The 12820-nt window shown below is 71.0% G+C and carries 15 protein-coding genes; 8 read left to right on the forward strand and 7 right to left on the reverse strand.

Translation table 11 applies throughout. From position 1 onward, the window contains the following. Positions 1 to 53: 53 nt before the first annotated feature. Entirely contained in the window at positions 54 to 599 is a 546-nt protein-coding gene (locus tag VPH61_RS10805) for a CGNR zinc finger domain-containing protein (protein WP_332063500.1), read from the forward strand. 98 nt (positions 600 to 697) lie between these two features. Continuing rightward, positions 698 to 3715: a DUF2207 domain-containing protein gene (locus VPH61_RS10810; protein ID WP_332063501.1), complete on the forward strand. Its 3018-nt coding sequence runs from the start codon at positions 698 to 700 to the stop codon at positions 3713 to 3715. A gap of 81 nt (positions 3716 to 3796) precedes the next feature. On the opposite strand, the gene rpsO is transcribed toward VPH61_RS10810, so the two are convergent. Further along, positions 3797 to 4066, reverse strand: coding sequence for a 30S ribosomal protein S15 (gene rpsO / locus VPH61_RS10815; RefSeq protein ID WP_056013748.1), 270 nt, complete (start codon positions 4064 to 4066; stop codon positions 3797 to 3799). Between the two features lie 223 nt (positions 4067 to 4289). Here rpsO and VPH61_RS10820 point away from each other — a divergent pair, with 223 nt between their 5' ends. Further along, on the forward strand, positions 4290 to 4541 hold the full coding sequence (locus tag VPH61_RS10820; protein ID WP_332063502.1) for an SHOCT domain-containing protein: 252 nt from the start codon (positions 4290 to 4292) through the stop codon (positions 4539 to 4541). A gap of 39 nt (positions 4542 to 4580) precedes the next feature. Here the strand turns inward: VPH61_RS10820 and VPH61_RS10825 are convergent, their stop codons facing one another. Continuing rightward, positions 4581 to 5606 carry an NAD(P)-dependent alcohol dehydrogenase gene (locus tag VPH61_RS10825; RefSeq protein ID WP_332063503.1) on the reverse strand — a complete coding sequence of 342 codons (1026 nt, stop codon included), beginning with the start codon at positions 5604 to 5606 and terminating at the stop codon, positions 4581 to 4583. A gap of 140 nt (positions 5607 to 5746) precedes the next feature. On the opposite strand from VPH61_RS10825, the gene VPH61_RS10830 reads away from it, so the two are divergent. The 3 genes from VPH61_RS10830 to VPH61_RS10840 all read left to right on the forward strand — a co-directional run bounded on the left by VPH61_RS10830 (position 5747) and on the right by VPH61_RS10840 (position 6911). Continuing rightward, positions 5747 to 5941 carry a hypothetical protein gene (locus tag VPH61_RS10830; RefSeq protein ID WP_332063504.1) on the forward strand — a complete coding sequence of 65 codons (195 nt, stop codon included), beginning with the start codon at positions 5747 to 5749 and terminating at the stop codon, positions 5939 to 5941. Between the two features lie 55 nt (positions 5942 to 5996). Further along, positions 5997 to 6368: a DUF488 domain-containing protein gene (locus VPH61_RS10835; protein ID WP_332063505.1), complete on the forward strand. Its 372-nt coding sequence runs from the start codon at positions 5997 to 5999 to the stop codon at positions 6366 to 6368. Positions 6369 to 6446: 78 nt separating this feature from the next. After that, positions 6447 to 6911, forward strand: coding sequence for a CHRD domain-containing protein (locus tag VPH61_RS10840; protein WP_332063506.1), 465 nt, complete (start codon positions 6447 to 6449; stop codon positions 6909 to 6911). Between the two features lie 33 nt (positions 6912 to 6944). Here VPH61_RS10840 and VPH61_RS10845 read toward each other — a convergent pair whose 3' ends face one another. Both VPH61_RS10845 and VPH61_RS10850 read right to left on the reverse strand, forming a co-directional pair. Beyond that, on the reverse strand, positions 6945 to 7829 hold the full coding sequence (locus VPH61_RS10845) for a CPBP family intramembrane glutamic endopeptidase (RefSeq protein ID WP_332063507.1): 885 nt from the start codon (positions 7827 to 7829) through the stop codon (positions 6945 to 6947). Positions 7830 to 7840: 11 nt separating this feature from the next. After that, positions 7841 to 8731 (reverse strand): hypothetical protein, encoded by an 891-nt coding sequence (locus tag VPH61_RS10850; RefSeq protein ID WP_332063508.1) that lies wholly within the window; start codon positions 8729 to 8731, stop codon positions 7841 to 7843. A gap of 120 nt (positions 8732 to 8851) precedes the next feature. Here VPH61_RS10850 and VPH61_RS10855 point away from each other — a divergent pair, with 120 nt between their 5' ends. Further along, the gene (locus VPH61_RS10855) at positions 8852 to 9910 is read left to right on the forward strand and encodes a M4 family metallopeptidase (RefSeq protein WP_332063509.1); all 1059 of its coding nucleotides are present in this window, start codon (positions 8852 to 8854) and stop codon (positions 9908 to 9910) included. A 71-nt stretch (positions 9911 to 9981) separates the two neighbouring features. Next, positions 9982 to 10293 (forward strand): protealysin inhibitor emfourin, encoded by a 312-nt coding sequence (locus tag VPH61_RS10860; RefSeq protein WP_332063510.1) that lies wholly within the window; start codon positions 9982 to 9984, stop codon positions 10291 to 10293. On the opposite strand, the gene VPH61_RS10865 is transcribed toward VPH61_RS10860, so the two are convergent. The 3 genes from VPH61_RS10865 to VPH61_RS10875 all read right to left on the reverse strand — a co-directional run bounded on the left by VPH61_RS10865 (position 10193) and on the right by VPH61_RS10875 (position 12805). Further along, a complete protein-coding gene (locus tag VPH61_RS10865; RefSeq protein WP_332063511.1) occupies positions 10193 to 10948 on the reverse strand; it encodes a lysoplasmalogenase in 756 nt (251 codons plus the stop codon). The genes VPH61_RS10860 and VPH61_RS10865 overlap by 101 nt on opposite strands. 113 nt (positions 10949 to 11061) lie before the next feature. Further along, a complete protein-coding gene (locus VPH61_RS10870) occupies positions 11062 to 11433 on the reverse strand; it encodes an FKBP-type peptidyl-prolyl cis-trans isomerase (protein ID WP_332063512.1) in 372 nt (123 codons plus the stop codon). Between the two features lie 202 nt (positions 11434 to 11635). After that, positions 11636 to 12805, reverse strand: a complete 1170-nt coding sequence (locus VPH61_RS10875; protein WP_332063513.1) for a PrsW family intramembrane metalloprotease — start codon at positions 12803 to 12805, stop codon at positions 11636 to 11638. Between the last annotated feature and the right edge of the window lie 15 nt (positions 12806 to 12820).

The following is a 12820-nucleotide window of genomic DNA, read 5'->3' on the forward strand; positions in this document are numbered from 1 at the left end:
GACCGAACGACGTTATGCTCGTGACAGTACCGCCAGCGGATGTCAGGAGTCAAATGATTTTCACCGATGACACGATCGCGGCGCTCGGCTTCGTCGCCGCACTGGCCGACACCGTGCCCGAGGCATCAGAATCCGGCGTCGACGAGCTCACGACGCCCGAGCAACTCGGCGCGATCCTCGACGCCTGGTGGTACTCGGGCCGGCGCGACGGCACCGACGCCGAAGTCGCCGAGGTCGCCGCCGCGCGCGACCGGCTGCGGGTGCTCTGGCGCCTCGATCGTGACGACGCGGTGACCGAGGTGAACGCGATCCTCGACGAGGCGAACGCACTGCCGCGGCTCGTGCGCCACGACGACCTCGACTGGCACGTGCACGCGACCAGCCAGGAGGCCCCGCTCGCCTCCCGCATCCTCGTCGAGGCGGCGATGGCCTTCGTCGACGTCATCCGCGCCGACGGCATGGACCGGCTGCGGGTCTGCGAGGCCGACGACTGCGCGGGCATCTACGCCGACCTCTCGAAGAACGCGTCGCGCCGTTACTGCAGCACGCGTTGCGGCAATCGCATGGCCGCGCGGGCGCACCGCGCGCGCGTCGAGTAGCGGGCGCACCGCTTCATTCCCCGCCGATCTCCGATGCCGCCACCCGCTCGCATCCGGGCTGACCGACGGCGACGTCACGCCCCCTTAGAATCGGCCGGGTGACCCGACGCCGCTCCCGCCACGACGACTCCGCGTCTGCGCAGACCCCTGCGGCTGTCGATCCCGAACGGTCGATGCCCGACGACGCCCTTCGCGACGACCGTCCGCGGCACACCCCGCTCTGGGCACTGCTGTCGGGCTGGCTGCTCGCGCTCGAGGCATGGCTGCGCAGCCACGGCGGCCGCGGGCTCCGGCGCGGTCTGCGCCTGTTCTGGGCCGTCGTCGCAGCAGCTGGCGTCGTCCTGCTGGTCGGCCCCGTCATCAATCCGCCGCTGACCCTCGACGACATCACCTCGTCCGCCTCGCACGCGACCGACGACTGGATCGCCCGCGAGTTCGCCGCCGACTATCGCATCGAACTCGACGCCGACGACCGGCTACGCGCCGAGGTCGACGAGCGGATCGCGGCGAGCTTCCCCGACGACGTCGAGGCGACCGGCATCCAGCGCGTGCTCGCCGCCGAGTACGAAGGGCATTCGCTCGATCCCTCGTCGATCACCGCGTCCCTCGACGGTGAACCCGTCGAAGCCGAGGTCAGCCGGAGCCCGACGCAGGTCACCGTCACGATCGACGCCGGCGAACAGCTCACCGGCGACCACGAATTCGGACTGAGCTACCGGATATCGGACCTCGCATACGTCGCCGTCGACGAAGCAAGCGGCGCGAGCATCGACCTCCTGGAATGGGACGTCTTCGGACCCTCCTGGCCGCAGGCGTTCTCGTCCCTCGACGTCGCGATCACCCTGCCCGACGAACTCGCCGAACGGCTCATCCGCGAACCGCGCGGCAGCCTCGCCTGGACGCTCGTCGGCGGTGGCGAGTGGCTCGAGGCCGAGGCCGACGGCGAGCCGGGCCATTCCACGTACCGCCTGACGAACGACCAGAACATCCCGCCGCACGCGCAGGCCTGGTTCACCATGAGCTTCGAGGCCGGCACGTTCGAGATGCCGCCGCCGTCGCCCCTGTTCATCGTGCAGTCGTTCGGGCCGCTGCTGCCGCTCGCCCTGCTCGCGATCGCCCTGCTGTTCGCGCTGGCCGCGCGCGCAGTGGCCTGGGCCGATGCCCGCGGTCGACCGTGGTTCGTGGCCCAGCACGCGCCGCCGGAGATCACCCCCCGCCTCGCAGCGCACGTGCTCGGTGCGCCGCAAGCGGTCGAGCTGGGCGAGGCGCTCGCTGGGCTCCCGCGGTCGGGGCGTGCTCGCCCGGCCGAGATCGCACGTGCCCGCCTGCACGCCGCCCGTGCTGCACGCCGCACCGGGCGGATCGGCGACCTGCCCCGCGCGCTCGCACGGTACTGGTTCGGCGCCGATCGGCGGAAGATCATCGCCGACGGCCTCCGCCGTGTGCCGGTGGGGTTCGTGCGCGATGCGTTCCTCGTCGCTCCCCCGGCGCTCGCGCTCGTGCAGTGGGGACTCGTTCGCCAGCTCTCGCACCAGGCGAAGCTGGCCGTCGTCTGGTGGCCGGTGGCGTTCGTCATCGTCTCGACCGCGATCGCTGCGGTCGTGATGTGGATCGCATGGTCCTCGCGCCCGCTCACCCGGCGCGGGGCGCTTCTCAAGCAGCACCTGCTCGGCATCGACGCCTATGCGGGGCGCACGCAGCTGCTCGATCGGGGCCCATCGAGCGATCCGGCGCTCCCGTACGCCGTGCTCGCGGCCGACGCGAGATCGGCCGGGCGACGCGTGACCGCCCTGCTCGACGCCGAGATCGGCGACGCGTCGGCCGAACGCGGATGGCGCACGCCCGGGTACCTCACCTGGCCGCGTCTGCTCGTGATCGGCGCATCCCTCCTGCTGCTGCCCGGCATGATCGCGATGATCGCGCTCGTACCGAATCCGTACGAGCGCGGCATCCGCTACGCCGCGTTCGACCAGGACGTGCCCGGCTCACTCTGGACGAACGTCGTGACCGCGGACATCGTCGGCGAGCTCACGAGAGCGGCCGACGGCCGTGCCGTGCTGCAGGTCACCGAGCGGTACGAGGTCGCGTTCGACGATTCGAGCAGCCGCGTGCCGCAGTTCGCCGACCAGTGGCGCAACCACGTCGAGGGCCAGCCGCTCGACCTGCGAGTCGACTCGGTGCGGATCGACGGCGACGACGTGCCCTTCGCGACCGAGCAGGTGCGCGACACGCTCCTCATGTACACGACACTGACCGAGGTGCTGTCGGGAACCCGCGAGGTCGTGATCGAGTACACGCTCGGCTCGGCTGCCATCGCGACGGCGGGCGACGAGGGCGGCTCCGGGCAGGGGCCGATCGTCGACCGGGTGCGCTGGGCGGCACTGATCGAGAACTGGGATCTCGCCTCGTCGTGGCGCGACCACGACACGCAGGAGTTCGCACCCACGCGGATCGAGTTCCGCGTGGCCGACGAGCTGTACGCCCTCGCGACCGCGGCAGGCTGGATCACGCGCGACACCGATGCGGCCGACGAGGTGCGGGACTGGCCCGAGGCCGTCGTGCCGTTCGGAGGGATCGACGAGGCCGTGGCCGAGCTCGACATGCACGGGGTCGAGGAGACGACCGAGGGTTCAGGCGGCACGTTGGTCGCCGCCGTCTCCCTCGAGGACACCGAGTTCGGCGTGCCGCTCGCACTCACGGTCGACGACCTCGGTGTACGACTCGACTTCCCGGCGGGCACGTTCGCCGGTCCCGATGAGGACGCGCGGCGCAGTTGGCAGGTGATCCAGGCCCTCCCCTTCGCCGCCACGCTCACGCTCGAGGTGCTCGCGATCTTCATCGCCGTGCTCGGGATCCTTGTCGGCCTCGCCGGCATTCCGGCCGCGTTCCGGCCCGGCGCGTTCCGCGACCTCCTCGTCTGGTTCGCGCCCTCGGCGACGCTCGCCGCGGCCGTCGGGTTCTTCTGGCTGTGCGGTGACATGGTGGCCGACCATCCAGTGCTTCCGGGCCTCGGCCTGCCGCTCGTCGCGGCGATCGCCGCGGTTGTCGCCGCGCTCGTGCGGACCGCGCCCAAGCGGGCTCCCGAAGAGCTCCGCGACGAACTCGGCCGCGAATGACGAAAGCCCCCGGCCACTGGGTGGCGGGGGGCTTTCGCAAGAAGCTCGCGGTATCAACGAGAGCCGCAGCGATGAAGCTGCTTAGCGGCGCAGGCCGAGACGCTCGATGAGCTTGCGGTAGCGGTTGATGTCCACATCGGCGAGGTAGCCGAGCAGACGACGACGCTGACCGACGAGGAGGAGCAGGCCACGACGCGAGTGGTGGTCGTGCTTGTGCTCCTTCAGGTGCTCGGTGAGGTCCTTGATTCGCTTCGTGAGGAGCGCGATCTGGACCTCGGGGGATCCAGTGTCACCGGGGTGCGTCGCGTACTCTTCGATGATCGCCTTCTTGACATCGGATTCAAGTGCCATAGATGGGATCCCCTTCCTTCTTGTTGCGCGCTGCCCGTAGCAGATTGCCCGGGCTCTCTTTATGCGCGGCCGTCATGACGGCAACCTCAATACTCTACCAGAGCGGATGCCTCGCGGCCGACCTGCCCGCTTCGCAGCTCTGGTGCGCAGGCGGCACGGTGGATAGAGTCATCCGCATTGCCGGGGGCCGTCAGGGCGCCGAATTCGCGAAGGGTGTTCCGACATGTTCCAGGGGTTCGCCGGATGGCATGCACTCCTCGGCATGCTGGTCTTCTTCGCCGCGATCGCGGTCGGCGTGCTGCTGCTCATCCGGTACGCGGCGAAGTCGGGCACGACGGCGGCGCTCGAGAGCGCCGGGCCGCTGTCGCCGGGTGCGAGCGACCGGCTCGAGCAGCTCGAGCGTCTGCGCTCCGAGGCGAGGATCACCGACGCCGAGTACGCCGCGAAACGTGCGGAGATCCTGCGCGGACTCTGACGGCGGAGGTCTTCGGATCGCAGCCTCTGCTGCGACCAATCAACTGAGCTCGATCACGGCCTTGCCGAGCACGGCGCCCGACCGCAGGCGGGCAAGCTGCTGCGGCACCTGTTCGAGCGGGTGCGGGCCGTCGATGATCGCGCGGAGCTCACCCGCCGCGGCGAGCGCGGCGATGCCCGGCAGGTCGCGGTTCGGCACGGCGGCGAGCAGGCCGATGCTGCGAACAGCGTCGGCGTCCCCATCGGCGTCGGCGTCGGGTCCATTCCGGCGACCCGCACGAGCGCCCGCGACGAGCACTTGGGCGATGCGACGCGAGCTCCCGCCGATGTACGAGGCCCGCCCGTCCTCGGCGAGCAGCTCGGTCGACTGCGCCGGCGGCAGCGCCCCGACCACGTCGAGCACGACATCGAATGCAAGGCGCGACCCACCCACGCCGACGTCATCGCCGACGCCCGCGGCGACGACATCGGCGCCGAGATCGGCGAGCGCGTCGAGCTTCCACACCGCTCGTTCGACGGCGGTCACGTGCGCCCCGCCACGCTTCGCGAGTTGGATCGCGAAAGTGCCCACTCCCCCGCCGGCGCCGACGACGAGCACGCGCTTGCCGGTCAGCGACCCGCCGGGCACCACCGCCTCAGCCCCGCCGAGGGCCTGCCACGCCATGCTCGCGGCCTGCGGCAACGCGGCGGCGGTGAGGTCGTCGAGGCCGGCGGGTCGCGCCGTGAATGCGTCAGCGCGCGCCACGACGCGCTCGGCGAAGCCGCCCCAGCCCGCCGCCGAGAGTTCCCCGAACACGGCATCTCCGACGCGGTGACGGGTCACGCCCGGCCCTACGTCGATCACGGTGCCCGAGACATCCGAGCCGATCACCCGACGCTTCGGACGGAATGGCGCCTCGAGGCGAATGAGCGTGGCCCCGGTGGCGAGGTCGACGTCCCACGAGTTGAGCGACACGGCGGCGACCCGCACGGCGACCTCGCCCGCCGCCGGCACCCGATCGGGCAGTTCGGCGAGGCGCATGACCCGCTCGGGCGGGCCGTAGCGGTCGAGCACGATCGCGCGCATGCGCGGCATCCTCTCGTCGGGCGTCGGGGCGGGCGTCGGGGCGGCTTCGGGTCCGCTCGCGGTGCTCCGAGACTACCGAGCAGGCGACTCGACGGCACCGGATGCTTGCGGCATGGTCGCCACTGCGCGAAGCTGCCCGCATGCGAAAGCCAGTTCTCGTCGCGATCGGCGCGCTCGTCGTCGTCATGGGTGTCGTCTTCATGCTCCAGGGATTCGGCCTCATCGGCGGCAGCGCCATGACCGGATCAGCGCTGTGGGCGATCCTCGGACCGATCATCGCGCTCGCGGGCATCGCACTCATCGTGGTCGGGGTTCGCAGCCGGCCGAAGAGCTGACGGGGCCGGCACGACGGCACTTGGCACGGCGGATGCCGCGGGGCAGACTGACTCCATGGCGTTCGTCATCAAGCGGGTGTACGACCCGGCCGAGGCATCCGACGGCTATCGGGTGCTCGTCGACCGCCTCTGGCCGCGCGGTGTGAGCAAGGAGCGCGCCGAGCTCGACCTGTGGGACAAGGAGGTCGCACCTTCGCCCGACCTCCGCACGGAGTGGCACCACAACCGCGAGCGGTTCGACGAGTTCGCCGAGCGATACCGCAGCGAGCTCGACGCGAACGAGGCCGCGCGGGCGCTCATCGCGCTCGGCGACGAGCACGATCGGGTCACGCTGCTGTTCGGCGCACGCGACGAGCAGGTCAACCACGCGGCGGTGCTGCTCGAGTGGCTCGGAGAGCGCGGGGCATCCGTCGAGTCGGCCGACTGACGGCGACCGCAGCCGATCTTGCGGCGCCGAAACTCCCGGCGTAGCGTGCGAATCGATCGAAGGAAGTGAGTACCTATCATGATCACTACCACTCGAACCCGCACCGCGGCACTCGGCCTCACGGCGATCGCCGCCCTCGCATTCGCCGGCGCAGGAGCCGCCGCAACAGCGCACGCCGCGCCGCCCGGCGCCCCCGCGATCCCCCTCACGAGCGGGCAGGAGACCCCTCGCCCGACGGATGGCGGCGGCGCGCACGGCTCGTTCAGCTACGAGATCGACGGCGACGAGCTCTGCTACTCGCTCGAGGTCTCCGGCCTTTCGACACCGGCCGTCGCGGCGCACGTGCACCTCGGCGATCGCAATGTCGCCGGCCCCGTCGTCGTGCCCCTCGTCATCGAGAGCGCGACGGACTTCGACATCGAGACCTGCGTGCCCGGCGACCCGGAAGTGCTCGCCGCGATCGAGGCCGACCCGTCGAACTACTACATCAACGTGCACACCACGCTGAACCCGCCCGGGGAGGTTCGCGGACAGCTCAAGTGACGGCCAGCGCACCGGCCATCGCATGCGGCAGTACTACGGCGCCAGCAGGAAGATCGCCGGCCATCCCGTGTGCGCGTACACGATGACGGCGAACACGACGGCGTCGAAGAGCATGTGCACGACGAACACGTAGGTGAGCGACTTCGTGAGCTTGAACGTGTAGCCCTGGATGAGCGCGAACGGGATCGTGAGCAGCGGCCCCCACGACTGGTAGCCGAGCTCCCACAGGAACGACACGAACACGATCGACTGCAGCAGGTTCGCCTGCCAGGCCGGGAAATGCCGGCGCAGCAGCACGAAGATCGTGCAGATGAAGAAGAGCTCGTCCCACGTGCCGACCGCGGCGACGCCGACGAACAGGCGCGCGATCATGTCGGGCTCGGTCACCGTCGGCCAGTTCTCGTAGACGCCGGAGCTGATGAAGTAGAACGGCAGGATCAGCCAGCCCGCGAGCGTCACGAAGATCAGGTAGAGCCACTGCGTGCGGTTCCAGCGCCGGCCGGTGCGCCACGGGAAGCGGATGACGTGCTCGCGGTAGACGAACCGCGAGATCACGTAGGGCACGATCACGGCGAGGCCGAGCACCACCGCGAATCGCACGATGCCCTCGTTGCTGAGGTCGGCCTTCAGGGACACCGTCGAGATGATGACCTGGCCGATGGCGATGAGCGCGAGGTCGGCGAGCAGTCGCTCGGTGCGACCCGAGCGGTCGCAGAGCCACGCTGCCAGCAGCCCGACCGCGAGCATCGCGTAGCCCGCGATCGGCACCATGAACCCGAAGAGCGCGACCGCTGCGCCGCACACGAGCAGCGCCGGCAGCAGCGCGATGGGGTGTGTTCGCAGGGCCGGCAGGTCAGCGGATGCCGCGGCGCGCGCGTCGGGCGACTCGGGTGCCTGCTCGTCATTCGTGCGCGACATCCGTTCGCCGCCTACTCGTCGTCGGCGAGGTCGCCGCGGCGCGACGCCTCGGCCCAGCGGGAGAGGAAGACCGCGCCGGCCTCGTCGTGGATGAGCTCTCCCGCGGTGAGCACGGGGTAGGCGGTCGCCGGGATCCCCTCGGCCGGGCGAACGTCGACGTGCCGCACACGCTCGCCGCGTTCGGCGAGCCAGTCGGCCATGCGGTAGTCGCCGCGCGAGTCGCCCATCGTGCGCCAGTGCTGCGGGCGGATGCCTCGTTCCTCGAGCAGGTCGACGGCCCGCGCCGCCCCCAGGTCCTTGCCGAGTCGCACCGACTCGACGTCGGTCGAGATGATCGTCGGGTCGATGCGCCAGTGCACGCGCCCCGCGGCATCCGGTCGCTCGTCGCCCTCGCGCACCGTGCCGAAGCCGCGCGCGGCGAGCGAATCGTGGGCGTGCGCGTCGAAGCGCGGCTGGGCGCCGAGATAGTCAGCGGATGCCACGTGCACGTGCTGCTCGACCGAGACCATCGCCCGCTTGGTGTCGTCGAAGAACGCGAACTCGTCGAAGTGCGCCTCGACGTAGGCGCGCATGTCGGCGGCGAAGTCGACGGGCATCGCGAGGTCGAGGTCGACGAAGACCTCGCCGAGCCCCTGCTGGTCGATCGCGGCCCAGACCGCGCCCTTCTCGCAGATCGCCCAGACCGGAGCGCCGGGCTCGAGTCCTGCGGCGAGCAGCGGCGGCACCACCTGCTCGGCGATGAACGCGTCGGAGCGGCCCGTGTTGAAGATCACGGGGTTGCCTCCGTTCGCGAGCGCTGCGAGATCGCGGGCGATCGACGGGATCGCGATCGAGCGGGTCACGGGGCTCGCGATGGGGCCGTCGACGTCGAGCAGGAGGCCGAGGAGCGGGGCGGAGGTCACGTGTCAAGCCTACGGGCGCACCGGAGCGTGCGCGGCGTGCCGGCAGCACCGCGCTCAACTCGACGACATGTGGGCGCGCCGGAACTCGCCGATGTCGCCGGCGGATGCGAGCATCGAGGCATGCAGCAGATCGTGCCTCCCTACCTGCTCGACCGCATCGCCCACGCGGCCGCCCCCCGCTTCCCGATCGCGGCCGAGGCCGCGAGGCGGGCGCTGCTGCGCGAGCCCCCAGCGCGGCTCGGCATCGAGCCCCTGCCCGAACGGCCGACCGACCTGCCGACCGTGCTGCCCGACGCACCGTCGGCACCCGATCGCCGCATCTCCGACGCCGAGGGTCGCGAGACGCTGCCCGGTCGCCTCGTGCGCCGCGAGGGCGAACGCGCCACGGGCGACGACGCCGTCGACGACGCCTACGACGGGCTCGGCGACACGCACCGCATGTTCGATCGCATCTTCGGCCGCGACTCGATCGACGGAGCAGGCATGCCCCTCGAAGCCACCGTGCACTTCGGCGACAAGTACGACAACGCCTTCTGGGACGGCGAGCGCATGGTCTTCGGCGACGGCGACGGAGAGGTCTTCAGCGGCTTCACCGGCTCGCTGAGCGTCATCGGCCACGAGCTCGCGCACGGCGTCACCGAGCACACGGCGAAGCTGCGCTACCAAGGGCAGTCGGGAGCCCTCAACGAGCACGTCTCCGACGCCTTCGGCGCGCTCGTCGAGCAGTACGCGCTCGGCCAGGACGCCGAGGCGGCGAGCTGGCTCATCGGCGAGGGCATCTTCACCGACGAGGTGCAGGGGCGGGCGCTGCGATCCATGATCGAACCCGGCACCGCCTACGACGACGACGTGCTGGGCCGCGACCCGCAGCCCGGGCACATGCGCGACTACATCGAGACCGACGACGACAACGGCGGCGTGCACCTGAACTCCGGCATCCCGAACCGTGCGTTCGCGCTCGCCGCGATCGAGCTCGGCGGCTTCGCGTGGGAGCACGTGGGGCGCATCTGGTACGACGTGCTCACCTCGGCCCGGCTCTCCGTCGACGAGGATTTCGCCGGCTTCGCGGCCGAGACCGTGCGAGCCGCGCGCGAGCGCTTCGGACCCGACAGTTCCGAGGAGCGCGCCGTCGCCCGCGGCTGGGAGGCCGTCGGCATCGAGGTGCCGCCCGTCGAGTAGCGCCGGGCGCCACTCGACCGCGGTCGCCAGCCGGCGGCCGACATCCGGCAGCCGCGGAGTACGATCACCCCATGGACGTCATCGTGTCCCGGAGCGGGGGCCTCGCCGGCACGCGGCTCACCTGGGAGGTTCGCATCGACGAGCAGCCCGATCCCGACGAGTGGTACATCCTCATCGACGAGATCCCGTGGAGCGAGCCGCCGCCGCTGCCGCCCGAGCCCGACCGCTTCGTGTACCGCATCCGTTGCGAACCCCACGAGGCGACACTCGCCGAGCGCCAGCTCACGGGGCCGTGGCGCCAACTGGTCGATCGGGTGAAGGAGACGACGGACCCGAAGCGGCTCGGCGCGCCCGAGTCTCGGCCACCACGCCCCACGCGATGAGACCCTGCGCCGCGAGGTAGGTCGACATGACGGCGAAGTCGTGCCCCGCGAACTCGTACCCCGGCAGGAACCGGCCGAGCGCGAGCACCGAGTCGGAGACGATGAAGAACGCACCGCCGAGCGCGATCCACCGACCGTGGAGCGACGCGCACATCGCCATCGTGCCGATGGCCGCGGCATAGAGCACGATCGGGGCGGCGAGCGCGCCGGCGTGCGGCAGCAGGAGGCCGAGCATGACGATCATCCACGCCCAGTAGACGTACGACCACGCCGGCGGCCGGCGCCGTGCACGCGGCATCCGGAGGAAGAGCACGACGTAGACGACGTGCGCGAGGAGGAACGAGCTGAGGCCTGCGACGAACCATCCGTCACCCGGGAACGAGAGGAGCACGTCACCGCCCCAGGAGAACGCGATGCCCGCGAGCAGCAGCGGCGCGGGAGCCCGTCGGTCGCGAACACCGAGCGGGCGCACGAGCAGCACCACTGCGAGGGCGAGCAGCGGCATCAGCAGCGCCTTCGTCGCCGTCACGCTCCAGGCCGGCCCGGAGGAGAGCAGTACGAGGTGCAGGGCCGAGAGCACGAGGTACGGCGCGAACGCCATGAGCGGCGATCGTTCGGCACGCACCTCGGCGGCGGGCGGGTTCGTTCGGGTCACGTCGTCGTGCCTCTCGGATCGGGGGCCTCTCGTGAGGTCCCTCGATGCTAACCGAGCGGAAACGGCGAAGGCCGCCGGCACTCGCCGACGGCCTTCGCACATGGTGTCTCGATTCAGCTGACGCCGAGCAGGTCGATCACGAAGATGAGGGTCTTGCCCGACAGCTGGTGTCCGCCGCCGGCGGGGCCGTAGGCCTGGTGCGGGGGCACGGTGAGCTTGCGACGACCGCCGACCTTCATGCCGGGGATGCCCTCCTGCCAGCCGCTGATGAGCGCCTGGAGGGGGAAGTTGATGGACTGGCCACGACCCCATGAGGAGTCGAACTCCTCGCCGGTGTCGTACTCGACGCCGAGGTAGTGCACGTCGACGGTCGAGCCGGGCTGCGCCTCGGCGCCGTCGCCGACGACGATGTCTTCGATCACCAGCTCGACGGGAGCCGGCCCCTCGGGAGCGTCGATCTCGGGCTTGCTGTTCGTATCGGTCATGCATCAACCCAAACAGGTTCGCGGCCCGGTCGCAATCGCGGACGAACGTCCACCCCCCTCTTGCGCTGACTGCGAACACGTTGCAGTCTGGAATTCGAGAACTCGTCGCCCCGTAGAGATGTCGGCCATGCCACACCACAGGGCGGCGAGTTTTTGCGCGGGCGGGCGGCGGGCGAACTGCGCCGGGCGGGCAGCGGATGCCTCAGCGGAGCAGCACCCGGCGATCGTCGACCACCGCGGCGAGCAGACTCTGCTCCTCGGCGAACGTGCGCTCGTTCGCGAGCCCGGTGGCGATGCGCTGACGGGTGAACGCGAGGTGCGTGGCATCCGTGATGAGCTTGCGCATGACTCCGGTGCGCGCCGGAGTCTGCGCCTTCGCCCAGGCCTTCGCCTGCCGGCGACCGGCCGGGGTTGCGAGCATCTCGACCTCCGCCGGGCTGAACCAGCCGGCGGCGCCGTACTCGGCGAGCCGGAGGCGAGTGACCCGCACCTCCTGCCGCCGGAGCAGCACCGTGACCACGACGGCGGCGATGAAGATCGGCACCTGCACCGTGAAGTAGAGCCCGATCGCGTCGTCGGCGAAGGTGAGCGAGCCGTTCCAGAGGGCGTGCAATGCGATCGCGGCGAGGAGACCGGCGAGGAACCATCCGACGACACCGGCTCCCCCGCCGCGACGGGCACCGATGCCGATCGCGAGGCCTGTGCACGCCGTGAAGAGCACGTGCGCGAAGGGTGAGAAGAGCCCCCGCACGATGAAGGTCGCACCGAGGGTCTCGGCGCCGCCCTCGGCGAGCGCGGCGCCGAAGTAGAGCACGTTCTCGGTGAAGGCGAACCCGGCGGCCACCGTCGCGGCGTAGACGAGCCCGTCGACGGGGCCGTCGAAGTGCGAACGCGAGAAGGCGAAGATCAGGAGCACTCCGAGCCCCTTCGCGAGCTCTTCGACGAATGGCGCCTGCACGACCGCCTGCAGCGCCTCGTCGGGCGCGCCGCCAGGCTCGGCGAACGCCATCGCGAGCTGCACGCCGAGGTCGACGACGAGCGCGATCGCAACCGACACCGCAGCGCCCCACAGGAAGGCGAACCACAGCGCCCAGCGCGGTTCGGGCTCCCAGCGGTCGACCCAGCGCACGGCCAGCAGCACCAGCGCGAGGGGCACGAGGGCGAGGAGCGAGCCGATCAGGAGCGTCGGCACCCCGAGCCCCACCGCGAGGTAGGCGAGTACGAGGAGTCCCACGAGCCCGGCGACGACGATGCCGATGACGGCGAAGAGCAGGCCGCCGCCTCGCGCCTTCGGCGGCGTCGTCCAGATGGGCGGCGCGGGCGACGGGTTCACGGCGGGGTCTGGAGCGGACTGCGGGGCCACGGAGGTCACGTGGGCAGCCTATCG

It is taken from the genome of Agromyces sp. CCNWLW203, from assembly GCF_036576125.1.
Taxonomy (GTDB): domain Bacteria; phylum Actinomycetota; class Actinomycetes; order Actinomycetales; family Microbacteriaceae; genus Agromyces.